Annotated in this window: 20 protein-coding genes and 3 pseudogenes; 10 read left to right on the top strand and 13 right to left on the bottom strand. The window is 70.5% G+C overall.

Annotated elements, in window-relative coordinates; genetic code table 11:
• The first annotated feature begins 271 nt into the window (after positions 1 to 271).
• The gene (gene yicI, locus SCK26_RS02905) at positions 272 to 2,545 is read left to right on the top strand and encodes an alpha-xylosidase (RefSeq protein WP_318199653.1); all 2,274 of its coding nucleotides are present in this window, start codon (positions 272 to 274) and stop codon (positions 2,543 to 2,545) included.
• A 97-nt stretch (positions 2,546 to 2,642) separates the two neighbouring features.
• Entirely contained in the window at positions 2,643 to 3,221 is a 579-nt protein-coding gene (locus tag SCK26_RS02910) for a GNAT family protein (RefSeq protein WP_318199654.1), read from the top strand.
• Between the two features lie 22 nt (positions 3,222 to 3,243).
• Here the strand turns inward: SCK26_RS02910 and SCK26_RS02915 are convergent, their stop codons facing one another.
• Positions 3,244 to 4,143 carry a MerR family transcriptional regulator gene (locus SCK26_RS02915; RefSeq protein WP_318199655.1) on the bottom strand — a complete coding sequence of 300 codons (900 nt, stop codon included), beginning with the start codon at positions 4,141 to 4,143 and terminating at the stop codon, positions 3,244 to 3,246.
• Positions 4,144 to 4,209: 66 nt separating this feature from the next.
• On the opposite strand from SCK26_RS02915, the gene SCK26_RS02920 reads away from it, so the two are divergent.
• Complete coding sequence (locus tag SCK26_RS02920; RefSeq protein WP_318199656.1) at positions 4,210 to 5,694, top strand: alpha/beta hydrolase; 1,485 nt, start codon at positions 4,210 to 4,212, stop codon at positions 5,692 to 5,694.
• A 352-nt stretch (positions 5,695 to 6,046) separates the two neighbouring features.
• Here the strand turns inward: SCK26_RS02920 and SCK26_RS02925 are convergent, their stop codons facing one another.
• Positions 6,047 to 7,306 carry a phosphatase PAP2 family protein gene (locus tag SCK26_RS02925; RefSeq protein WP_318199657.1) on the bottom strand — a complete coding sequence of 420 codons (1,260 nt, stop codon included), beginning with the start codon at positions 7,304 to 7,306 and terminating at the stop codon, positions 6,047 to 6,049.
• Between the two features lie 1,101 nt (positions 7,307 to 8,407).
• On the opposite strand from SCK26_RS02925, the gene SCK26_RS02930 reads away from it, so the two are divergent.
• Complete coding sequence (locus tag SCK26_RS02930) at positions 8,408 to 8,920, top strand: antibiotic biosynthesis monooxygenase (protein ID WP_318199658.1); 513 nt, start codon at positions 8,408 to 8,410, stop codon at positions 8,918 to 8,920.
• Positions 8,921 to 9,512: 592 nt separating this feature from the next.
• On the opposite strand, the gene SCK26_RS02935 is transcribed toward SCK26_RS02930, so the two are convergent.
• From SCK26_RS02935 to SCK26_RS02970, 8 genes are all read right to left on the bottom strand, one after another.
• Positions 9,513 to 9,779: a hypothetical protein gene (locus SCK26_RS02935; protein ID WP_318199659.1), complete on the bottom strand. Its 267-nt coding sequence runs from the start codon at positions 9,777 to 9,779 to the stop codon at positions 9,513 to 9,515.
• Positions 9,780 to 10,083: 304 nt separating this feature from the next.
• On the bottom strand, positions 10,084 to 10,503 hold the full coding sequence (locus SCK26_RS02940; RefSeq protein WP_318199660.1) for a hypothetical protein: 420 nt from the start codon (positions 10,501 to 10,503) through the stop codon (positions 10,084 to 10,086).
• Complete coding sequence (locus tag SCK26_RS02945; RefSeq protein WP_318199661.1) at positions 10,500 to 10,937, bottom strand: hypothetical protein; 438 nt, start codon at positions 10,935 to 10,937, stop codon at positions 10,500 to 10,502. Before SCK26_RS02945 ends, SCK26_RS02940 begins: the two co-directional genes overlap by 4 nt.
• A gap of 205 nt (positions 10,938 to 11,142) precedes the next feature.
• The gene (locus SCK26_RS02950) at positions 11,143 to 12,609 is read right to left on the bottom strand and encodes a hypothetical protein (protein ID WP_318199662.1); all 1,467 of its coding nucleotides are present in this window, start codon (positions 12,607 to 12,609) and stop codon (positions 11,143 to 11,145) included.
• The gene (locus tag SCK26_RS02955) at positions 12,606 to 12,938 is read right to left on the bottom strand and encodes a helix-turn-helix transcriptional regulator (protein WP_318199663.1); all 333 of its coding nucleotides are present in this window, start codon (positions 12,936 to 12,938) and stop codon (positions 12,606 to 12,608) included. Before SCK26_RS02955 ends, SCK26_RS02950 begins: the two co-directional genes overlap by 4 nt.
• Positions 12,938 to 14,011 (bottom strand): site-specific integrase, encoded by a 1,074-nt coding sequence (locus SCK26_RS02960; RefSeq protein ID WP_318199664.1) that lies wholly within the window; start codon positions 14,009 to 14,011, stop codon positions 12,938 to 12,940. The genes SCK26_RS02955 and SCK26_RS02960 overlap by 1 nt, the downstream gene beginning before the upstream one ends.
• Positions 14,012 to 14,329: 318 nt before the next feature.
• On the bottom strand, positions 14,330 to 14,581 hold the full coding sequence (locus tag SCK26_RS02965; RefSeq protein WP_318199665.1) for a hypothetical protein: 252 nt from the start codon (positions 14,579 to 14,581) through the stop codon (positions 14,330 to 14,332).
• A 150-nt stretch (positions 14,582 to 14,731) separates the two neighbouring features.
• A complete protein-coding gene (locus SCK26_RS02970; protein ID WP_318199666.1) occupies positions 14,732 to 15,610 on the bottom strand; it encodes a helix-turn-helix transcriptional regulator in 879 nt (292 codons plus the stop codon).
• 213 nt (positions 15,611 to 15,823) lie between these two features.
• On the opposite strand from SCK26_RS02970, the gene SCK26_RS02975 reads away from it, so the two are divergent.
• The 5 genes and pseudogenes from SCK26_RS02975 to SCK26_RS02995 all read left to right on the top strand — a co-directional run bounded on the left by SCK26_RS02975 (position 15,824) and on the right by SCK26_RS02995 (position 19,009).
• The gene (locus SCK26_RS02975; protein WP_318199667.1) at positions 15,824 to 16,840 is read left to right on the top strand and encodes a zinc-dependent alcohol dehydrogenase family protein; all 1,017 of its coding nucleotides are present in this window, start codon (positions 15,824 to 15,826) and stop codon (positions 16,838 to 16,840) included.
• 26 nt (positions 16,841 to 16,866) lie between these two features.
• On the top strand, positions 16,867 to 17,277 hold the full coding sequence (locus SCK26_RS02980) for a cupin domain-containing protein (RefSeq protein WP_318199668.1): 411 nt from the start codon (positions 16,867 to 16,869) through the stop codon (positions 17,275 to 17,277).
• Positions 17,278 to 17,330: 53 nt separating this feature from the next.
• A pseudogene (locus tag SCK26_RS02985) lies at positions 17,331 to 17,624 on the top strand (SDR family NAD(P)-dependent oxidoreductase); the annotation flags it as partial.
• Between the two features lie 50 nt (positions 17,625 to 17,674).
• Entirely contained in the window at positions 17,675 to 18,184 is a 510-nt protein-coding gene (locus SCK26_RS02990; RefSeq protein WP_318205890.1) for an SDR family oxidoreductase, read from the top strand.
• A gap of 57 nt (positions 18,185 to 18,241) precedes the next feature.
• A complete protein-coding gene (locus SCK26_RS02995; RefSeq protein ID WP_318199669.1) occupies positions 18,242 to 19,009 on the top strand; it encodes a glucose 1-dehydrogenase in 768 nt (255 codons plus the stop codon).
• 15 nt (positions 19,010 to 19,024) lie between these two features.
• Here SCK26_RS02995 and SCK26_RS03000 read toward each other — a convergent pair.
• The 3 genes and pseudogenes from SCK26_RS03000 to SCK26_RS03005 all read right to left on the bottom strand — a co-directional run.
• A pseudogene (locus SCK26_RS03000) lies at positions 19,025 to 19,249 on the bottom strand (Tn3 family transposase); the annotation flags it as partial.
• A 44-nt stretch (positions 19,250 to 19,293) separates the two neighbouring features.
• Positions 19,294 to 19,458, bottom strand: a pseudogene (locus SCK26_RS37910) (hypothetical protein); the annotation flags it as partial.
• A 36-nt stretch (positions 19,459 to 19,494) separates the two neighbouring features.
• Entirely contained in the window at positions 19,495 to 20,121 is a 627-nt protein-coding gene (locus SCK26_RS03005) for a TetR/AcrR family transcriptional regulator (RefSeq protein WP_318199671.1), read from the bottom strand.
• Positions 20,122 to 20,242: 121 nt separating this feature from the next.
• Here SCK26_RS03005 and SCK26_RS03010 point away from each other — a divergent pair, with 121 nt between their 5' ends.
• Positions 20,243 to 21,748: an MFS transporter gene (locus SCK26_RS03010; protein ID WP_318199672.1), complete on the top strand. Its 1,506-nt coding sequence runs from the start codon at positions 20,243 to 20,245 to the stop codon at positions 21,746 to 21,748.
• Positions 21,749 to 21,771: the final 23 nt, after the last annotated feature.

Genomic DNA, 21,771 nt, shown 5'->3' on the forward strand with positions numbered 1-21,771 from the left:
TGCTGTCGTACCGTCCGGCAGCGATGCCGGACGCCTTTGTTTATGGTGATGACTAATACGCCATGCGCGGGCCGTCGCGCCAGACCCGAGCACGTGTCCGTTCGGCGCGCACCCCGGCGCAGGTCGGCGAGAAATCTGCGAACACCGCTGTTCAGAAGGGATTTCCCGATGCGCGCACCTGCCGGGCGGGGAGGTGTTCTGTGTACGATCGGTCCGCCGGGCGGCGCCTTCGCGCCCTACTCGAACCACTCCAGCTCCCCCGAGGAAGAACATGAAGTTCACCAACGGCTTCTGGCGCGTCCGCGACGGCGTGCAGATCTCGTATGCCACTCAGACGCGTGACGTACGCCTGTCATCGAAGCGCTTCACCGCATACGCGGCCGTGAAGAACGTGGCGCGGAGAGGGGACACGCTCAACGCGCCGCTGCTCACGGTCGACTGCTTCTCCCCCGCCGAGGGCGTCATCGGTGTCCGGGTCACCCACCACGCCGGCAAGCTCCGGCCCGGCCCGGATTTCGCCCTGCGCGAGGAGCCGGACGGCGCGGGTGCGGTACGCCGCGACGGCACGGTCACGGAGCTGGCCAGCGGACCGCTGACCCTGCGCCTGGACGAGGCGGCCCCGTGGGCGCTGGCGTTCCTCGGCGCGGACGGCCGGGAGCTGACCCGGGCCGGCGCCAAGGGCACCGCCTTCGCCACCACCGACGACGGCGCCCACCACGTCCTCGCCCAGCTCGCGCTCGGCGTGGGCGAGCAGGTCTACGGCCTCGGCGAGCGCTTCACCCCGTTCGTCAAGAACGGCCAGGTGGTGGACATCTGGCAGGCCGACGGCGGCACCAGCAGCGAACAGGCCTACAAGAACATCCCGTTCTACCTCTCCTCGCGCGGTTACGGCGTGTTCGTCAACCATCCCGGCAAGGTGTCCTTCGAGGTCGGCTCGGAGTCCGTCGGGCAGGTGCAGTTCAGCGTCGAGGACCAGAGCATCGAGTACTACGTGATCGCCGGTCCCACGCCCAAGGAGGTGCTCGCCCGCTACACCGCCCTGACCGGCCGCCCGGCACTGCCGCCCGCCTGGTCCTTCGGTCTGTGGCTGTCCACGTCGTTCACCACCGACTACGACGAGGCGACGGTGATGTCCTTCGTCGACGGCATGGCCGAGCGCGGCATCCCGCTGTCGGTCTTCCACTTCGACTGCTTCTGGATGCGCGAGTACCAGTGGTGCGACTTCCAGTGGGACCCGGCCGTCTTCCCCGACCCGGAGGGCATGCTGGCCCGGCTGAAGGAGAAGGGCCTGCGGATCAGCGCGTGGATCAACCCGTACATCGCGCAGAAGTCCCCGCTGTTCGAGGAGGCGGCGGCCCTGGGCCATCTCGTGCGCCGCCCGGACGGCGACGTCTGGCAGTGGGACCTGTGGCAGGCCGGCATGGGCCTGGTCGACTTCACCAGCCCCGACGCCCGCGCCTGGTTCCGGGCGAAGCTCAAGACGCTGCTGGAGCAGGGCGTGGACTGCTTCAAGACCGACTTCGGCGAGCGTGTTCCCACCGATGTCGTCTGGCACGACGGCTCCGACCCGGAGCGGATGCACAACTACTACACCCACCTGTACAACCGGACCGTCTTCGAACTCCTGCTGGAGGAGCGGGGCGAGGGCGAGGCCGTGCTCTTCGCCCGGTCGGCGACCGCGGGCGGCCAGCAGTACCCGGTGCACTGGGGCGGCGACTGCTGGGCGTCCTTCGAGGCCATGGCGGAGTCCCTGCGCGGCGGGCTGTCCCTGTCGCTGAGCGGCTTCGGCTTCTGGAGCCACGACATCGGCGGCTTCGAGGGCACGCCGGATCCGGCGGTGTTCAAGCGCTGGCTGGCCTTCGGCCTGCTCTCCTCGCACAGCCGGCTGCACGGCTCCACGTCGTACCGGGTGCCGTGGCACTTCGGCGAGGAGGCGGTGACGGTCGCCCGGCGCTTCACGCTGCTCAAGCACCGTCTCATGCCGTACCTCTACGGTGCGGCGGCCGAGGCCCACCGCACCGGTGTGCCGATGATGCGCCCGATGGTCCTGGAGTTCCCGCACGACGCGGCGTGCCGCCCGCTGGACCGCCAGTACATGCTGGGTCCCGACCTGCTGGTGGCCCCGGTGTTCACGGAGGACGGCGAGGTCGAGGTCTACCTCCCCGAGGGCACCTGGACCCATCTGCTGTCCGGCGAGCGGGTCACCGGCCCGGCCTGGCGCACCGAGCGGCACGCCTACGACAGCCTGCCGCTGTACGTCCGTGAGGGCGCCGTCCTGCCGCTGGCCGCCGATGACAGCCGCCCGGACGGCGACTGGCTGGACGACCTCACCCTGCTGGTCCACCCCGCGTCCGCGCCGGACCACACCGCCGAGGTCACGGTGCCCGGTCCGACGGGCGCTGTCGCCGCGACCTTCACCGTCCGCCGTGACGGCGCCCGGTTGCGGGTCACCGCGCGCGGCACCGACCGTCCGTTCACCGTCCGCGTCGCGGCGGACGGTGCGAGCGCGACCGGCACCGGCGAGGTGGTCGTCTCCCTGGACTGAGGCAGACCGCTCCCGGTTGGTGCGGCGGAAAGGTCCGGCGGTGCCCGGCTAGTCTGTCCGGGCAGGCTGGACCGGCAGCAGGACATGGGGGAACGCGATGACCGCCGTCTCGAGGAACACCGCGGGGCGCGTCGCGGTGCCCGTCGCCACCGACCGGCTCGTGCTGCGGTTGTTCACACCCGCCGATGTCGAGGACCGGTACGCGTACCAGTGCCTGCCGGAGGTGGCGCGCTACCTGTACCGCCCGCCGCTCACCCGCGAGGGCTGTGCCGAGTCCATCGCGGCCCGGGCGGAGGGCACCGGCTGGCGGGCCGACGGCGACACGCTGCTGCTGGCCGTGTGCCGGGCGGACGAGCCCGGTGTCGTCGGCGAGGTGGTCCTGACCCTGACGAGCGCGCACGCGCGGCAGGCCGAGATCGGCTGGGTCTTCGACCCCCGGCACGCCGGTCGGGGCTACGCCACCGAGGCGGCGGCCGCGCTGGTCGCGCTGGCCTTCGGGCAGTTGGGCGTCCACCGGGTCTTCGCCCGGCTCGACGCCCTCAACACGGCGTCGGCGCGGGTGTGCGAACGTCTCGGGATGCGCCGCGAGGCGCATCTGGTCGAGAACGACCTCGACGGGGATCGCTGGGGCAGCGAGTACGTCTACGCGATGCTCGCCCGGGAGTGGAGAGGCTGAACTCCGGCCGCCTTCGGCGGGCTCAGTCCGTCGCCGTGGTCCGGGCCAGTGCGTCGCGGAGCCAGGTGTCGGCCGCGCCGAGGGTGAGGCCGGGGGTCAGTTTCCCCGCCAGGTGCCAGTAGCGGCGCATCACCGGATGGTCCGCCGCGGCGAGACGGACCGCGAGGGCGCGGCGGAAGGCGGGGGTGTCCCGGGTGCCGGCGGCCCGTGCGTAGGCGGCGGCATAGCAGTCCAGGGCCTCGCCCGGGCCCGGGGCGCGGCCGGCCCGTACGGCGGCCTCCACCAGGTGGTGGGCCTCGTGCAGGCCGTCGTAGAGCAGGTCCGGGTGGGCCTCGGTGAGGGGCCGGTGGGAGGCGAGGCAGTGGTCGGTGGCGGCCGTGGCCAGCGCGTGCACCCGGGCGAAGGCGAGGACCTGGTCCGTGGTGGGGTCTGCGGGCGGCTGGGGCACGGCCGCCTCGGTGACCGCGGACCGGAGCCGGGCGGAGAGGCGGGCGGGCAGGAGCCGGCGCCAGTAGTGGGCGATGGCGGAGGTTTCGGGCGGGACGCTGACCGACCCGATCAGCTCCAGGCGCTCCGCCAACTGTCCCGGCTCGCTCTCCTGGAGCGCCCGCAGCGCGGCCTCCCGCCAGCGCAGGGCGGCCAGTTGGCCGCCGATGTCGTCCAGCCGGCGTGCCACGACGGCTTCCAGGCCGTCGCCGGAGTCCAGGACGTGCCTGATCTCGGGGACGGGCACGTCGAGGGCGCGCAGGGACCGGATCGTGCGCAGCCGGATCAGGGCCTCCGGAGCGTAGCGCCGGTGTCCGCCGCTGCTGCGGGCCGCTTCGGGCAGCAGGCCCTGGTCGGAGTAGAAGCGGACGGTCTTGACCGTGGTGCCTGCCCGCGCGGCCAGCTCGCCGATGCTCAGTGTGCCGTCCGGTGACACCAGTTGAACCTCCCTCAGGGGGAGTTCCTACGTTACCCGGGACTCACCTACTGTCTGGAGGCGCTGATGTCTGCGTTTGTCCTGGTCTCGGGCCCGTTCACCAACGGGCGGATCTGGAGCGCGGTGGCCGGACGGCTGCGGCGGACGGGCACCGGGGTGTACCCGGTGGACCTCAGTTCGCGGCCCGAGGCGGACCTGGAGACGCACATCGAGGACGTGCTCCGGCTGATCGACTCCCTCGACGTGCCACGGGTGGTGCTGGTCGGGCACGACTACGCCATCCACCCGGTGCTGGGCGCGGCCGACCGGCGCCCGGACCGGGTCGCCCGCGTCGTCCACCTGGACGCCGGTCTGCCGCAGCCCGGTGACCCGGCGCTGGCCCTCGTCCCGGATCCCGCGGTGCGTCGGCTCCTGGAGGACGGTGACGACCCGCGGCCGGTGCCGCCGCCCGGGCCGGCCGACTGGCATCGCTGGGGCAGCACCGAGGGGCTTGACGCGGACCAGTTGGAGTTCCTGAGCGGGCTGGCCGTCGCCCAGCCGCCGCGCACGCTCACCCAGCCGCTGCGGCTGACCGGCGCGGCGGCCGACGTGCCGGTCAGCGCCGTCCTGTGCACGGCCGGAGGGGTGACCATCGAGGGGGTCCAGGCGCTGGTGCGCGTCGGGCCGCCACAACTGCGCAAGCTGGCCGATCCGCGGGTGGGCTTCTTCGAGCTGGCCACCGGGCACTGGCCGATGCTGTCCTGCCCGGACGAGCTGGCCGAGGTGCTGCGGAGTGCCGCCGCGGGCGAGGGCCACCGGCTGACCGCACCCGAGGGCGAGCCCTCCTTCCTGCGCCCGTTCCTCCTGGACGTCCCGGAGCGGCCGCGGGTCCGGACCGGCCGCGTGGACCTGCACCTGCCGGAGACGGGGGACGCGGACGGGCCCCGGCCGGCGGTGCTGTTCGTGCACGGCGGCCCCCTGGCGCCCGATGTCGCCCCGACGCCCCGCGACTGGCCGGTCTACCTCGGCTACGCCCGTCTCGCGGCGAGTCTGGGCGCGGTGGGCGCCGTGGTGGAGCACCGCCTGCACGGCCTCACCGACTACGCGCGGGCCGCGGACGACGTGACCGAGGCCGTCGCACTGCTGCGGGCGGACCCGCGCGTGGACCCGGAGCGGATCGCCCTGTGGTTGTTCTCCGGCGGCGGGCTGCTCGCCGCGGACTGGCTCACCGCCCCGCCGCGGTGGCTGCGCTGCCTGGCCCTGACGTATCCCGTCCTGGCCCCGCTGCCCGGCTGGGACGCCGTCTCCCCCCGCTTCCGCCCCGTCGAGGCGCTCCCGGCCGACGGCCGGCGGCTGCCCCCGCTCCTGCTCACCCGGGCGGGCCTGGAGATCCCGCAGATCGCCGCCACGGTCGAGCGGTTCCTGGACACGGCGGAGGAGACCAGGGCCCCGGTCGAGATCGTCGACGTACCGCACGGCGCCCACGGATTCGAGCTGCACGACCCGACGGACGAGACCCGCGAGGCGGTGACCCGCGCCGTGCGCACGGTGCTCGGCCACCTGGGGATCTGAGGCCGGAACGCGCTTGTCACCGGCCGGGCACGGGAGCCGGCCGCTCGCCGGCGGGTCGCGTTCGGGTGGATCGCATCCGGGTTGATCGCGTTCGGGTCGCCGGTCTTCGTCGTCGGCGTGGTCCTGGCAGGGGTGCCGGCCTCGTTCGCGGCGGACGCGGGGCGCGCCCGGGGCACGGTGGCGGGTTTGGAACGGCGGACCGGCCACGGCGACCTGGCGCGCGGGAACCGGGAGGACGGCCGGTCCGCGGTGCGCCAGCGGCGGACGCCGCCGGGGCCGGTGATCGGGCCGGCGGCGGTCGCCGTGACGGTGGGCCCGATGCCGGCCCCGGGTCCGGGTGCCGTGCCCTGGCTCACGCCGGTTCGGGCTGCGGCTCCGGTCGGGGCGTCGGCGCGATCTTCGGTTCCCACCGGGTGGTGGTCCGCAGATAGCCGTAGATCACCGAGAGCATCGCCACGACGACGAGCGGCCCGAACAGCCACGGCAGTCTGGCCATGTCCATGGGCAGATAGCGGTACGCCAGCAGGAGCGCCACGAAGACCGTCGCGCCGTGGGCGACCAGCTGGGTCCCGGACCGGTCCCAGCCCCGTGCGAGGGAGCGCAGCGCGGCCTCGATCGTGAGCGTGAACACCACGCCGGCCACGATGTCGGCGCCGTAGTGGTAACCGAATCCCAGGGTCGCGGCGAGCGTCGCGACCAGCCAGAACGTGCCTCCGTACCGCAGGACCCGCGGGCCCTTGCGGGAGTGGATGAAAATGGCGGTGGCCCAGGCCGTGTGCAGGCTGGGCATGCAGTTGCGGGGGGTTATCCCGTCGTACAGCATCGGGTGCGGCGTGGTGACCGGCGTCGGCGTGTGCGGCCAGAGGTTGGCCGCCGCCCACTCCAGACCGCCGGTGCCGGAGGCGCCCGGGCCGTAGGCGAAGATCGGCCCGACCACCGGGAAGATCATGTAGATGCCCGGTCCGAGGAGGCCGATCACCAGGAAGGTGCGCACCAGGTGATGACGCGGGAAGCGGCGCTCGGCGGCCACGTTGCGCAGCTGGTACAGCGCGACCACGACCGCGGCCACCGCGAGCTGCGCGTAGACGTAGTCGAGCAGGTGCGTGCCGACCGGGCCGCTGGCGTTCACCAGCCGGCCCACCAGCCATGACGGATTGCCCAGCGCGTGGTCGGCGGTCGCCACGTACTGGTCGAGCACCATCGGGCGGGCCTTCGACGTGACGACCAGCCAGGTGTCACCGGTCTTGCGGCCGGCCATGAGCAGCATGCCCAGGCCGACGCCCTTCAGCAGAAGGGCGCGTTCCTGACCGGTGCGGCGGACGACGGCGAACACCGCGCAGCCCAGGAGCACCCACAGCGCGCCGTTGCCGAAAGGGTGGCCGCCGGTCATCTTGAGGCCGAACGTCCACCGCACCAGCAGGAACACGACGTCGATGCCGAGCGCGATGCCGAAGGTGATGAACCGCTGCCGCCAGGTGAGCACCACCGTCATCAGGCCCATGCTGGCGTACAGCAGGAATCCGGATTTAGGCGGAAATACCAGCTCCCGGGCCTCGGTGGTGAGAGGTCCCCGCAGACCGTAGTGCCGTGCGATGATCTCCAGTGCGATCATGAAACCGAGGGTCGTCACAGCCGCCGCGGTCCAGAGGATCGCCCGTGACCGACATCCCGCCGCGACCCCGGTTCCATCCTTTATTCGGGTAAGCACCCTTGTTGGTATAGGTATCAATTGTTTGGCCGATTTGTTAGTTGTTGTCTAATTAGGTAACTCTTCGCGCCGGACAGTGCGGTTTTCCGGTGTATGACGGGCGATGGGTGCGCTCGTCACGAGTTCGATCATGCTAGCCGAGTGGTGCTGCACGGGTTTGCCTCTTACAGGCAGTACGAAGACCGCCCTCGCGGGCAATACGGAACTCGGTCACTCGCGCGGCCCCACGGTATTCTCGCCGCTCCGGGCGGCGCTTCCCGACAGGGGGGCCGGGCACGGTGTGAGAGGTGACCGACACCGGCACCGCCGAGATGGCCGGCCGGACGACCGTGCGGACCGGGATCGATCCGGATCGAGCACCCGCGTGCCTTCCGCGGGAAGACGCGCGTGCGGGTGAGCGCCGAGCCGATGTCGTGCCGTCGGCCGTCGGGCTCGTCTTCGCGGTCCGGGCCGTCGGCGACTCCGGCCGCCTTGCCGCGACCGGCGAGCGCCCGTGCCGTCGTCGAGCGCCTTCTCACGGGTCCGGCGGCGCGGGCAAAGGATCGCCGGAGCGGGGTGCGCTCGCGTGACACCGGCGACGCGGAAGGGCCGTTCCGGCTCCGGCACCAGTCCCGTCAGGCGTCTCGCTTCGCCCGGGCCGGCGTCGAGGCGGAGGTGTTCGGCGGCGGCGGGCGGCGCACGGGCCGGACGCGTGGCCGGACGCGGACGACGGCGCCCTACGGCGGGAAGCGGCGGAGGGCGCCCGGTCTCCGCGCCGGAGCGGCTGCCCGACGGGACGCCGCGCGTACGGGCATGCGTCACGGAGATCGCGGAGCGGCCCGGGGGCACCGGTCCCGGTGACGTGCGAATCGCGGCCGGGCAAGCGGCAGGACCGCGGTGTGGCGGCTCCACGCGTCCGCCTCCGGCAGAAGACCGGCCTTGACCTCAAGAGCGCTTGAGGTACGAGAGTCACGTCCCATGACACGTCTGCTGGATCTTCATCATGCTTCCGCCGGAACGACGTTGATGAGCGAGTGGCTCACCGGCACCGCCGAACGCTCGCGCGCGGCCCTCGACGCCGTGCGCGAGCAGTGGGCGACGGATCGGACGCCTCCCGGGCGGCTGGCGCAGCACGTCTTCCTGTCCCTGGACGGCACCGGCCTCTTCTTCTACACGCAGTGGACCAGTGATGCGGATCACCTGGCCTGGGCCCGCGCACGGCGCTCCGGACTCGTCGACCGCGTCGACACCCTCGTGCCCGGCATCGAGCGCCCAGGACTGACCCGGACCCGCCTCGTCCGCAGCGTCGTGCACGATGCGCGACGACCGGCCCGCCTCTTCGCCGTGCGCAGGATGCCGGCCGCCGCCGCGGAGGCCGCCGTCACGCCGCCGGCACCGGGCCTGCTCGCGGCACACCTCCACGTGACGCCCGACGGAGAACGCGCCGTCGTCGTCACGGAATGGACCGACGCCGCCGAGACGGGCGACACCGGCGCCAAGTGGTACACCGGCCTCGAGACTGGTGGGCTCGCATGTTGAGGTGTCGCGTATTCGCGGTTGCTGCCCGCACCTCATGACGCTGAGTGAGCAGTCAGGGGTGGTCGATCTGTCTGTCGAAGGAAGGGCAAGCCCGTCTATCATCACCGGCGGGGATTCATGGTCACCGGCGGGGGCTCGCCGCCCGCCCAACTCAGCCGCTACCGCCCGGCGGGAGTGCCGCGAATCGGATGCCGAAGACCGTGCCCAGGCGTACGGTCTCTTTCTCGACTGTGCCCACGAGGTTGACATGAAAGTGAGGGGACAAATCGGTGAACCCTGGGTCGCCAGCTGTTCTTCCAGGGAGAGGACGTTGTGCCTGAGGAGCTCTTGAAGGTCTTCGCGCCTTACGCCTGCGACGTACCACGTACCTTCCTGGGCGTAGTGCGGCACGATCTCGCTTATAATCCCAGGTGCTGGCAACTCCTACGCACACGTGAGGTGCGAAGGTTCCTTGAGGCTGATGCTCGCGGCTGAGCAGCCGGACCATTTCCTGTGGGCTCCAGTTTCTGCTCGCTGAGCGGCCTCTGGCTTGGTTGCCCTTGTGCGACCAACGCCCGTATGGGAAAGGGCGGGAGTATTCGACCTGAGCTCTCTACATTTGGTAGAACTCGGAGTGCTGCTCCGGCGGACGGAGTATGTGGAACATTGAATCGCTCGCGATTTTCTCCGGCGACCGATCGGTCAAAACAATCCTATTGACTTCATACCCTTTGGACTCTAGGAAACGCTGCACAGTCTTCTCGGGGTCGGCCTCGATCTGCTGACGTGTTTCGTCGTCAAGTTCGATGTTCAACTTGACGATCTCGAAGTCCCCTTCGCCGGTCCTTTCGACACTGCCCTGCAATCGTCCATCGGACATGAGAAACCTCCGCTTGACCAGTGTCCCCTCTTTTCGAGCTTCACCCGTGGCCGTCAAGAGCGCAAGTTGGGACTGGTGGGCTCGCATGTTGAGGTGTTGTGTAGTCCCAGATGAGATCGTTCCTGATGTCACCGTGCGTGTCGTCGGGGTCAGCCGCTCTAGGCGCCTCCGCTTCAGTGACCAGTCGAGCAGCCGTTTTGTGGCGTTAGCCATGGTCCCCGCCGACAACCGGGGCCGGAACTTGGAGGAAGTTTGACGGAACGTGCTGGCGAACTCATGACGTTTTGATAGCTGTTCTTTCCAGTCAACTGACAGAGCGGCGATCGAGGATGACGCCTGCCACCAAGCACACCACTACCAAAGCGAGGTCGAAGACCAGCCAGGACACGCTGCCCTCGGCGATAATCTTTTGATGCCTGATGGAATTGAATTGAGCAATAGAAAGACCGATGAAGAGGTAGCCGGTTCGCTTTGCCCAATCTGCGAATACCTTGGCCTGGTCGCGTCCTGAAGTCGGCTTCATCTGCCTCACTGCGGCATCCACGTCTGCCTTCAGAATGCGTTCCTCTTGAGTTTGTCCACGTGCACGAGCGGCCAGTTCAGTGGCATATCGTTCCACGGCCACGGTAAACGCTGCATGGGCCTCGTCGCTGCAGTCCGGGAGTGCCGTGTACCCAGTCGCAAAAACAGTAGAGGCCGCCGGCTGCTTCGCCCCCTCACTCATCGAGCCTCCCCGCTGCCCCTGTTGCGCCGACGGCGCAACCGTCCGTACGTTCCGGATGTCCAGTAGCGTCCGAACCAGCCAAGAGCTGCTGCTGCGAGTGCGTTGATGGCACCGAGGAGGACTGCGCTACCCGCGAAGCCACGTACGACGAGGTAGACGGTTGCCCCAAGGATGGCTAGTCCAGCAACAAGCACGAACAGCCTGTTGGCCAACGCAACGATCTTGGCAGCCGAGCGAGCGCGTGCCATCTCCGCGATTTCTTCGTGGACAAATCGCTGCTCCAGTTCAGCGATGCGGATAAGTCGGTCGGCTAGGGTCGGCGAGACTTCTTCCAAGCGTCGAAGATCCTCGGCTGACGGCATATGGCCAGAGCTGCGAAGAATCTCGATCTCCATTTCGTCGAGATCGGAATCTGAGTCGTCTCTGCTGGCCATAGAGATGCTCCATCTGCGAGCGCAACGCCCGCTCCTCGCCCCTGGTAGGCACGTCTCGCGATGCCTCAATCCTAAAGTGACCTTCGATAGCGCGCCTGGATCCGGTCTGCCATTCGGGTAAGTCACCTGCATTGAGGGTGCAGCCCCTCAGTCGGTCAGGATCGAGGTTGAAGGTGTTACGCGTTCCTGCAATGCAGCCCAGGCGTCACCGTGTGTGGTCGCCAGGAGCGTATCGGCTCCACGTTCCGCCAGCTTCGGTGACGAGGCGGGCGGCGGTCTTGTCGTGGTAGCCGAGGGCCCTCGCGATGACGGGGGCTGGGGCTTGGAGGACGAGCTGGCGGATCGCGGAGGTTCTGCCGCGCTGCGGAGGGACGCCGATCTCGCGCAGGTGGACCTGGAGGCTGACCGAGTTCATCGGCTGACCGGGCTGACGGCCAGGGAAGAGCCAGCAGGCACTTCTGCTGCTGGCGTAGGGCAGGTGCTGGCGGGAACGGAGGTAGGCCCGCATCAGCTCGGCGACGGGCTCTGGGAGGGGAGACGGTGGATCTCCCAGGGAGACAGCGACAGTGGTTTCGTCGTCGGTGACATCGTCGATGGTTAGGCGAACGATGCGGCTCACGGGCTGGGCATAGACGAGAACGAGCGCAGCAACGATGCGGCTCCGCAGAGGCAAGGAGTCGTCGTTGAGGACCCGCCGAAGCATGGCAAGGCGGCGGTGCTGGTTCAGCGGCGCCTGGTCCTGGGTGATGACTTGGGGCGGAAGGGTGAGGTTGGGCATCCGGCCCGTTTTCATGCACCAGCGAAGGAACGTCTGGGCTGGGCGCCGGGTGGCCAACTTCTCGGTGTGCCAGGCGTCGAGGTCGGCCTGCCGACAATGCTCGATGGTGCGGCCTCGGTCGGCGAGCCAGGCAAGGAAGGCGCCGGCCTGGGTGGTCTCCTGCTTGGCCTGGTGCGTCTGGGAGCGTCCCAGCGGCCCCTTCTCCGCCGTGGCCCGCAGTCGGCGCATCTGGTGCCAGGAGGCGAAGTGCCGGAGAAGCAGGTGGTGTTCGGGGTCCTCGATGGTGGCGAGACGTTCGGTCAGCCAGCGCTGATAGAGAAGGATTTGACGGTCGACGCGTGGCAGGACGCCGCTGTCCATCAGCAGGTCGCGCAGGTGGGTAACGGTTCGCCAGGGCCCTTCCTGATGCAGTCCTTCGTGAGTGAGTGGGATGGTGCCGGTGGCCAGGCCGCGCAGGAGACGGACGACGTTGGGGTTGCGGAGCCAAATCAGGCGGCTCTTGGGCCGGTCCATCTCCAGCAGGGCGGTGACCAGTGGTTGCAGCGGAAGCGCGACGTGCCCAGTGCCGTCGTCGAGGAGGCGGGCGAGTGTGTCGGCGAGGGTGCAGCGTTCGCAGAGACGCCCTCCGAGCAAGAGCCCCTCGAAGCCGCAACGGTCGCAGAAGAAGTCGCGGGTGATGCCCGCGCAATCGCGGCAGATCGGCGTGTCGGCGGTGTCCAGACCGGGCAGCAGCCGGTCGGCTCCGCAGTCGGGGCAGGAGCCGCGGACGCGCATCGCGCGGTCGTAGCAGGCCCGGCAGATCGGGCCGTCCGACCACTCCGCCGACTTCGCCGCTCGACGGCCGCAGCGTGCGCAGTTCCGGACATGCCACCGCTCGTACTCTTCCGGCGTCATCGCTCAGCCCTCGGCGTCAGCCGGACCCGTGTGGGTCGGCGGGCGGCGAGGTTGATCGGCGCCTCTTCGCCGGCGGCGCGACGGGCTGGGAGGTTCTGGGCCGAGGTGGCGATCAGGTCGGTGGGCGTGCAGTCGAGGATGTCGCAGAGGGTGGCCAGCACCGGCAGGGACAGCCGTTCCGGGGTGCCGGAGACCAGACGGTGGACCTGGGAAGAGGAGAGCGTGATGCCGCGTTCGGTCAGGTGCGGCATCAGCTCAGCGACGGTGAACATGCCGCGGGCGGCCATCAGCTCGCGCAGGCGCCACCGGTAGCTGATCTGGCGTGGCATCAGGAAGTCCTTCCCGGCCGCAGAGCGGCCTCGATGGTGGCGTCCAGGACGCGACGCAGGGAGCGTGTGCGAAAGTCGGAGGAGACGCAGGTGTAGATCGCGGTGGTGGAGGCGTGGTCGTGGCCGACCTGCTGTTGGACGAACAGCGGGTCGTGGCCGTCCTCGATCAGGTGGGTGATGTAGGACCTGCGCAGCGAGTGAAACTCCAGCGCGGGGTCCAGGCCGACGGCGTCCCGGTAGGCGGCGAAGCGGGAGTCCAGCCGCTGGACCCCGATCCGCGGGCCTCTCTCGGACGGCCAGAGGGCCCGGCTGGTCGAATGACGCATCCCAGGCCGGACCTCGCTGATCCATTCCCCGATCGTGCCTGGTGTCCAGTGCCAGACAGTCAGCACACTGCGACGCTTGGGCGGCGACCCCTTCTTGGCCTTGCCGTAGCGGACCAGCAGGGTGCCGTACTCGCCGAACTCCCGGCCTTCTGGATTGCGGCCGAAGTCGGTGAGATCCAGCATCCGGGTCTCGTTGCGTCGCAGGCCGTAGGCGTACGCAACCTTGAACAAGGCGGCGTCCCGGAAGGCTGGCAACCAGCCCTTGCGGCCCTTGCCGCGAACGCGCAGCACCTCCTCGTCGGCGTGGTCGAAGAACGCCTCCAGCTCGGACTTGGTGAACGCTCGGCGTTCCGGCTCGCCCTCGGCCTCGTCGGCGTGCGTCGCAGCGTTCCAGTCATAGACGACCTGGACCGGGTGGGTACCGAAGTGCCGCAGGCACTCGTCACTCCAGCCGTAGGCCGGGTTGGTCAGGAAGTCACAAAACTGACGCACGGAGCCCTGGTAGTTGCGCAGGGTGGAGCGGACGCAGCCGTGCACGGCCCGCAGATCGGCCGACCATTCGTCGACGTGCTGCGGCGTCCACTGCCACGGCATCGCATCGGCATGCCGGGTGAAGGCGCGGACCGTGCGTTCCTGATCACCGACGTACCCCGGCGAGAGATTCCGGGCGAGCTGCTGGTTGCGCCAGCCCTTGATCATCGCCTCGAAGACCAGCTCGTCCGGCCGCAGCAACGGCAGACCGTCCACCAAGTGCAGCCGAGCAGACCCTGGAACGAGACCGTCTCCACCCATCCGCCATCACTCTCCGTCTATCGCATCTGACGCGAGGATTTCGCATCAGATGCGACACGGGGGCGTCTTCGCAGTTCAATCGCTCGATGGAGTGAGACTCACAGACGCCCGCCGAGGAGACCGCTACCGTGGTTCCAAGGCCAACGCCCCTGGCCGGACCGCTTCCATACAGCCCTCGGCCCGCCTCCAGGACGGGTGCCGCCTATTCGCATCCGATGCAATTGGCGTCAGTAGGAACATCGGTACAGCGGTTGACGCTGAGAACGATCATGGTCAGGGCGTGGGTGTGCCGACCCGGTTCTCGTACGCTCGGCGGCCCTTGCGCCGGGCCGGGACCGCGGGCAGACCCTGGCCGCCGTCGAGCGGCCGGCAGCGGGCGAGGAGCTGGCGGTGTACGGCGGGGACGGCGCTGACGCGCAGGGTGTAGCCCCGGACGCGCCGTACGGTCGTCCCCTGGTCGAGCGCGGCGCGCTCGACGGGCTCCAGCTCGGCGGTCCGGAGACAGTCCGCGACCTTGCCCGGCATGTCGAGGGTGACCGGCAGCTCCGGGGCGGGCGCGTCTTCCTTGACGGCGGTGTGGTCGGGCAGGGGGCGGGCGGCGGCGGTGCGGATCGCTCGCCCTCGTTTGCCGACAGGACCGTCATGGTGAGCGTGGGCGGAGTCGGCCGGGGATCATCAGTCGCGCGAGTGTGGCGCGAGAGTCTGGGACGTGGCTGCCCAGGAGGCGAGGAGACTCAGGCTCTCCTCGGAGGCCGAGCCGGGTTCGGCGGTGTAGATGGTGAGTGTGAGACCGGGGGCGGCGGCCATCTCCAGGCCCTCGTAGGCGAGAATGAGGTCGCCGACGGTGCGGTGGTGGAAACGCTTGGTGCCGGTGCCGTGATGGCGGACGTCGTGGGCGCCCCAGCGGGTGCGGAAGTCGTCGCTGCGGGTGGACAGCTCCCCGACGAGGTCGTGCAGGCCCTTGTCGCGGGGGTTGCGGCCGGCTTCGGTGCGCAGGATGGACACGGCGATGTCGGCGGCCTGCTCCCAGTCGGGGTAGAAGCGGCGCGAGGCGGGGTCGAGGAACTGGAAACGGGCCAGGTTCGCCTGGTTGCCGGCCGAGGCGTAGACGTCGGCGTAGAAGGCGCGGGCGAGTTCGTTGGCGGCGAGCAGGTCCATGCGGCCGTTGCGTACGAAGGCGGGGCCGGCGGTGACGGCGTCCAGGACCCATTGCAGGCTCCGGTGCGCCTTCCACTGGGCGGTGCGGCGCCGGGGGCGGGTAAGGGCGTCGGAGCCGTCGGCGGCGTGGGCGAGGTTGAGCAGGTGGGCGCGTTCGGCGTCGTCGAGCTGGAGCGCACGGGCGACGGCTTCGAGAACGGCCGGGGAGACGCCGGCGAGGTTGCCACGTTCCAGTTTGGCGTAGTACTCCACGCTCACATCGGCGAGTGCGGCGACCTCGCTGCGGCGCAGGCCCGGTACCCGCCGGCGGCTCCCGGAGGGCAGGCCGGCCAGCTCGGGGGTGATCTTGGCTCGCCGCGAGGTCAGGAACTCGCGGACCTCTGCTTGGTTGTCCACGCCTTCGACGGTACGTCCCGCCCGCGTCCATAGGGATGTACTGGCGGTACACCCCTCGATGGTGTCTCGCTGCCCGCGCGAAAAGCGGGTTGCCTGGATGACGTGGTGCTTTTCGCCTGGTCGTCACGACGGGATTTTGCACCTGGCCCTGCACTCGGCGACGGCCCCGGCCTTCGGGATCGCCCGCCCCCGGCACGCGAAGGAAGCTCATCTATGCGCGGCGCAGTCATCCACGCCCCCGGCGATGTCCGCTTCGAGTCTCTGGACGACCCGAAGCTGCTTCACCCCACCGACGCGATCATCCGCACGGCTGTCACCTGCGTGTGCGGCTCCGACCTGTGGCCCTACCGCGGCGCCGAGCCGATCGGCGACCCGCACCCGATGGGCCACGAGTACGTCGGCTTCGTCGAGGAGGTCGGCTCCGGGGTCACCGCGGTGAAGCCGGGACAGTTCGTCGTCGGCTCGTTCGCCACGTCCGACAACACCTGTGCGAACTGCAAGAACGGATTCCAGTCCAGCTGCCTGCACCGCGAGTTCATGTCCACCTGCCAGGCCGAGTACGTGCGCATCCCCCACGCCCAGGGCACCCTGGTCGCCACCGACGAGGTACCCGGCGAGGAACTGTGGCCCGGTCTGCTGGCCGTCTCCGATGTGATGGGCACGGGCTGGTGGGCCGCGGACGCCGCCGAGGTGGGGCCCGGCTCGACCGCCGTGGTCGTCGGCGACGGCGCGGTGGGCCTGTGCGCGGTGATTGCGGCGAAGGAGATGGGCGCGGAGCGCATCATCGCCATGTCGCGGCACGAGTCCCGGCAGAAGCTCGCCCGGGAGTTCGGTGCCACCGACATCGTCACCGGGCGTGGCGACGAGGGCGTTGCGGAGATCAAGGAGCTGACCGGCGGCATCGGCGCCGACAGCGTCCTGGAGTGCGTCGGCACGGCCCAGGCCATGAGCCAGGCCCTGCGCTCCGCCCGGCCCGGCGGCAACGTCGGCTTCGTCGGTGTCCCCCACGAGGTCGCCGTCGACGGGCAGGAGCTGTTCTTCTCCCACGTCGGCCTGCGCGGCGGTCCCGCCCCCGTACGCCGGTATCTGCCCGACCTCATCGACCGCGTCCTCACCCGCCGGATCGACCCGGGCAAGGTCTTCGACCTCACCCTGCCCCTGGACCAGGTCGCCGAGGGCTACAAGGCCATGGACGAGCGCCGCGCCATCAAGACCCTCCTCACCCCCTGACCCCCTCCACCGCACAAGGAGCAACCGTGCAGATCACCCGCAGCTCGCTCGACACCGTCAAGGGCCCGGCCGACTGGTTCACCGGTGACGTCTACATCGACCCGGTCGCCGCCGCCCCCGCCCCCTCTCGGGTCACCGCCTCCCTGGTGCACTTCATGCCCGGCGCCCGCACCCACTGGCACCGCCACCCGCTGGGCCAGACCGTCTTCGTCACCGAAGGTGTCGGCCTGTGCCAGCGCCGCGGCGGTCCCGTAGAGGTCATCCGGCCTGGCGACCGGGTCCTGTTCGAGGCCGACGAGGAGCACTGGCACGGCGCCGCCCCGAACCGGCTGATGGTCCACGTGGCCATCAACGAGGGCGACGACGACCACGCCGTCGTGCACTGGCTGAACCCGGTCACCGACGACGAGTACACCGCCGCCCCGGCCACCGGCTGACACTGCGGTCCGCCCGGCCCTGCGTCCGCACCGCCTCACCTGAAAGGCTCACCGTGACCGCGTTCGCTCTCGTCGGCGCGGGCCCCGGACCGGGGCTGGCCGCCGCCCGCCGGTTGGGCGCCGCCGGCCACCACGTCGCCCTCCTGTCCCGCATGGCCGATCACCTCGACGCCCTGGTGGGCGAACTCGACGATGAGGGCATCCGGGCGCGCGGCCTCACCGCCGACGTCCTTGACCCCGCCTCCCTGACCGCAGTCCTGGACACGGCGGCCAAGGAGCCGGGGCTGCTGTTCGTCAACGGCGGCAGTGCCGTACGCCCGAACCCCGAGGTGGCCGGCACCTCGGTCGACACGACGTCCAAGCCGCGGTCGACCGGACTGTCGAGCGCTTCGGGAGCCTGGATGCCGCCTTCAACAACGCCGGCGTCGAGCAGCCCGTCCAGTCGGCCGCCGACACCGCCAAGAACGACTGGGACCGCGTTCTCGGCGTCAGCCTCACCGGAGCGTTCCTGTGCACCCGCGCCCAGATCCGGCAGATGCTGAAGCAGGACGGCGGCGGCGTGATCGTCAACGTCTCCTCCGGCGCCGGGGTCAAGGGCTTCGAGGGGCAGGCCGCCTACGCCGCCGCCAAGCACGGGATCATCGGCTTCACCCGTTCCGCCGCCCTCGACCACGCCGCACAGGGCATCCGTATCAACGCCGTCTGCCCGGGGATCATCGACACCGGGATGATCCGCCGCTTCGGCGACACCCGCCCCGGGGGCCGCGAAGGACTTATCGCCGACGAACCCGTCGGCCGCCTCGGCACGCCCGAGGAGATCGCCTCCGCCGTGCTCTGGCTGTGCTCCGCCGACGCCGCCTTCGCCACCGGCACCGCCCTGGTCGTCGACGGCGGCCAGACCACCTGAACCCTCCGGCACCCCGTCCGAAGCCCCCGTCGCAACCCTGTCCGAGGAGACATCTCCATGAACCCCACCTACGACTTCACCGGCCAGGTCGCCTTCGTCACCGGAGCCTCCTCCGGCATGGGCCTGGCCACCGCCCGCGCCTTCGCCAAAGCCGGCGCCGCCGTCGGCCTCGCCGACATCGACGAGACAGCCCTCAAGGCCGCCGTGCAGGAACTCACCGACGCCGGACACCGGGCCCTCGCCCTGGTCTGCGACGTCACCGACGAGGACCAGGTCGCCGCCGCCGTCGACCGCACCGTGGAGATCTTCGGCCGCCTTGACATGGCCTACAACAACGCCGGGATCATGCCCCCGCCCACCGACGCCGCCGACGAGAGCGCCGAACAGTTCGACCGCGTCCAGCACATCAACCTGCGCGGCATCTGGGCGGCCATGAAGCACGAACTGCGCCACATGCGCGACCAGGGCAGCGGCGCCATCGTCAACTGCTCCTCCCTCGGCGGCCTCGTCGGCAACCCCGGCCGCGCCGCCTACCACGCCACCAAGCACGGCGTGATCGGCCTGACCAAGAGCGCCGCCCTCGAATACGGCTCCCGCGGCGTCCGCATCAACGCGGTGTGCCCCGGCACCATCGCCACCCCCATGGTCGATGCGATGGTCGAAGGCGGCGAACTCGACCGCGCCCAGGCCGAAGCCGGCCAGGCCATCGACCGTCTCGGCACCGCCGACGAGATCGCCCAGGCCGTCCTGTGGCTCTCCAGCCCCGGCGCCGGCTACGTCACCGGCATCGCCCTGCCCGTCGACGGTGGCTACACCGCCCAGTAACCCCCTGCGTTGCCATCAAGCCGAGAGGTCGTCCTCGTCCAACTCCGGCGTGCCCGGGTCCCGCCGCGGGCGCAGGGCGCCCGCGGCCGGGAGGGAAGCGGTGACGCTGTAGCGGCCGAGCAGGTTCAGGTTGCGGTGCTTGAGCGGGGACAGGCGGGCGATGTCCTCGTCCCGCAGTTCGTGGCCCTCGGCGCGGAGCCGGGCGACGGCGTCGTCGATGTACGTCGTCGTCCACGGCACATCTGGGGCGCGAAGCCGAGCTGGTGGTGCGTGGAGCGTCGCCGGGCGATCAGACCGCGGTCGACATCGTCCAGGAAGAAGAACCGCTCCAAGCCGGGGCGGGTCGGCTCCTCGGCGCACTTCCCGCACAAGCGGACCGTAGCCGGTCCCGGCGCCCGTCCGGCGATCTTTCCGCGACCGCCGTACCGATGTTCCCCGAGGCCGTACACGTATGACGACTCGTTCTACGACGGAGCGCGCGGAGCCTAGGCGGTGCGGGTGAGCGCGTCCGGGATCAGGGTGAAGGTCTGTTCGACCAGGTGCGTCAGGCCGTCGCGGCCTCCTCGGCCGCCCTGGGCCGTCCAGTGCAGGCACACCGTGTGCCAGGCGGCGACGAAGATCTCCACGGTGAGGCGCAGGCGCAACGCGTCCGCCTCCGTGTCGGCGCCGGCACGGCCGGCCAGCGTCTCGACGATGTCACGGGTGGTGTCCTGGCAGTACCCCAGTCCGTGCGACTGCAGCACGGGAACGGACTCGGACAGCTCACGGGTGGCCAGGAACCGGCGGTCCCAGTCCGGCTCCATGGCCTCCAGGGTCGCCTCCAGGGCCACCCGGAGCACGCCGAGGAGCGGGCCGTCCAGCCGTACGGCGGCCACCCGGTCCAGGTACGCCGACCACAGCTCGCTGTCGGCGGCGAGCGCGACGTCCTCCTTGGAGCGGTAGTTCCGGAAGAAGGTGCGCTTGGACACCTCCACCGCGTCGCACAGGTCGTCGAGCGTGGTGGTGTCGTAACCGCGTTCGGTGAACAGACGGAGCGCGGTCTCGGCCAGGGCCCGGCGCGTACGCAGCTTCTTCCGTTCGCGCAGCGGCAGTTCGCGCAGATCGTGACTCACACCGCCGACCCTACCACCCGGGCGCTCTTGCCCTTTGACAGCTAATGCCACTCAGTGGCACTGTCGCCCAAGTGGCCGTTTGCTGGCCGCCCTTGGCCGTCTCCTGAAGGAGCCCTCACTCGTGACTACCGTTTCCCCGGGCCGCCCGCGTCCGGCGATCACGCTGGCAGTGGTCCTGCTCGCCTTCGTCACCGTGCCGATGTCCATCTCCGGAGCGGCCGTCGCGCTGCCCGGCATCGGCGAGGACCTGCATACGGCGGGCGCGCCCTTGCAGTGGGTGATGAACGCCTACAACCTGACGTTCGCCTCGTTCATGCTGGTCGCCGGGTCCGCGGCCGATATGTTCGGCCGCCGGCGGGCCTTCGCGGCGGGCGCGGCGGTGTTCGCCGCCGGTTCGCTCGCCGCGGCGGTCGCGCCCGGCATCGTGCTCCTGGATCTCGCCCGCGCCCTGTCGGGCATCGGTGCGGCGGGCGTGTTCGCCAGCGGTGGCGCGATCCTGGCCACGACCTTCGACGGGGCCGCGCGCACCCGTGCCTTCGCCGCTCTCGGCAGCGCCGCCGGTCTCGGCCTGGCGGCGGGACCGACCCTGTCGGGCTGGCTGGTCGGCGCGCTCGGCTGGCGTGCCACGTTCGGGCTGCACGCGGCCTTGGTGGCCGTGGCGCTGACCGGCGTCGGACTGGTCGCCGAGTCCCGTGCGCCACGGCGTCCCCGGCTGGACGCGACCGGTGCGCTGGTGTTCGTCGCGGGCCTCGGCCTGCTCGTGCTGGGCGCGGTCCAGGGCCCGGAGTGGGGATGGGCGAGCCCCGCCGCGCTGGCGCTGCTGGTCGCCGGCGTGGGGCTGCTGGTGTTCTTCGTCGTCCTGCAGTCGCGTTCCACGGCCCCCGTCCTCGATCTGACGCTGGTGCGCAACCGCCGGTTCTTCGCGCTGTGCATGGTGCCGGTGGTGTCGACGTTCGGCTTCGTGACGCTGCTGACCTACCTGCCCACCTACCTCGTGGGTGCGAGCGGCTTCTCCCCTCAGCGCGCCGGAACGGTACTGCTGCTGATGACCGCGCCGGTGCTGCTGGCCCCGCCGCTGTCCGGTGCCCTGGTCAACCGAGGAGTGTCCCCCCGTACGCTGATCACGGTCTCCTTGCTGATGTTCGCGGGCGGCAACGCGTGGCTCACCGTGATCGGTCCCGGCAGTTCCCCGGCCGTGATCGCCGGCCCGCTGCTGATGACCGGGCTGGGCGCGGGGATCTCGTTCGGCGTGGGCGACGGTACGGCGATGAGTCTCGTCGAGCCGGAGCAGGCCGGTATGGCCACGGGCTTCCTCAACACCATGCGCATCGGCAGCGAAGCCATCGTCATCGCCGTGTACGGCGCGGTCCTCGTCAGCCTCATCGGCACCCGCGTCGGCTCACGGGAACTGGCCGCGAAGGTCGCCGCGGGCGACCTGTCCGGCAACGCCTCGGGCGCGCTGGCCGACGGCTTCACCCACGCCCTGCACATCGCGCTGTACGGCACGGCCGCCGTGTGCGCGATCGGCGCGGTGGCCATCTCCGCCGCCCTGGCCCCGCCGCGCCGGAACACCGGGCCGGCACCGCTCACCGCCGAGGACGCCCGGCAGCCCACGAAGGCCGCGTGAGCGGGCCGCGCGAGGAGTCCTCG

The organism is Streptomyces sp. SCL15-4 (genome assembly GCF_033366695.1).
Classification (GTDB): Bacteria; Actinomycetota; Actinomycetes; order Streptomycetales; family Streptomycetaceae; genus Streptomyces.

What these genes read in the sequence shown, in the direction of transcription:
- SCK26_RS02955 (WP_318199663.1), bottom strand. Translation starts at nt 12,938, where the DNA reads ATGCCACGCCAGATCAGCTACCGGTGGCGCCTGCGCGAGCTGATGGCC.
- SCK26_RS02940 (WP_318199660.1), bottom strand. Translation starts at nt 10,503, where the DNA reads ATGAGTGAGGGGGCGAAGCAGCCGGCGGCCTCTACTGTTTTTGCGACT.
- SCK26_RS02920 (WP_318199656.1), top strand. Translation starts at nt 4,210, where the DNA reads ATGTCTGCGTTTGTCCTGGTCTCGGGCCCGTTCACCAACGGGCGGATC.
- SCK26_RS02910 (WP_318199654.1), top strand. Translation starts at nt 2,643, where the DNA reads ATGACCGCCGTCTCGAGGAACACCGCGGGGCGCGTCGCGGTGCCCGTC.
- SCK26_RS02935 (WP_318199659.1), bottom strand. Translation starts at nt 9,779, where the DNA reads ATGTCCGATGGACGATTGCAGGGCAGTGTCGAAAGGACCGGCGAAGGG.
- SCK26_RS02950 (WP_318199662.1), bottom strand. Translation starts at nt 12,609, where the DNA reads ATGACGCCGGAAGAGTACGAGCGGTGGCATGTCCGGAACTGCGCACGC.
- SCK26_RS02995 (WP_318199669.1), top strand. Translation starts at nt 18,242, where the DNA reads ATGAACCCCACCTACGACTTCACCGGCCAGGTCGCCTTCGTCACCGGA.
- SCK26_RS02945 (WP_318199661.1), bottom strand. Translation starts at nt 10,937, where the DNA reads ATGGCCAGCAGAGACGACTCAGATTCCGATCTCGACGAAATGGAGATC.
- SCK26_RS02965 (WP_318199665.1), bottom strand. Translation starts at nt 14,581, where the DNA reads ATGCCGGGCAAGGTCGCGGACTGTCTCCGGACCGCCGAGCTGGAGCCC.
- yicI (WP_318199653.1), top strand. Translation starts at nt 272, where the DNA reads ATGAAGTTCACCAACGGCTTCTGGCGCGTCCGCGACGGCGTGCAGATC.
- SCK26_RS02975 (WP_318199667.1), top strand. Translation starts at nt 15,824, where the DNA reads ATGCGCGGCGCAGTCATCCACGCCCCCGGCGATGTCCGCTTCGAGTCT.
- SCK26_RS02925 (WP_318199657.1), bottom strand. Translation starts at nt 7,306, where the DNA reads ATGATCGCACTGGAGATCATCGCACGGCACTACGGTCTGCGGGGACCT.
- SCK26_RS02930 (WP_318199658.1), top strand. Translation starts at nt 8,408, where the DNA reads ATGAGCGAGTGGCTCACCGGCACCGCCGAACGCTCGCGCGCGGCCCTC.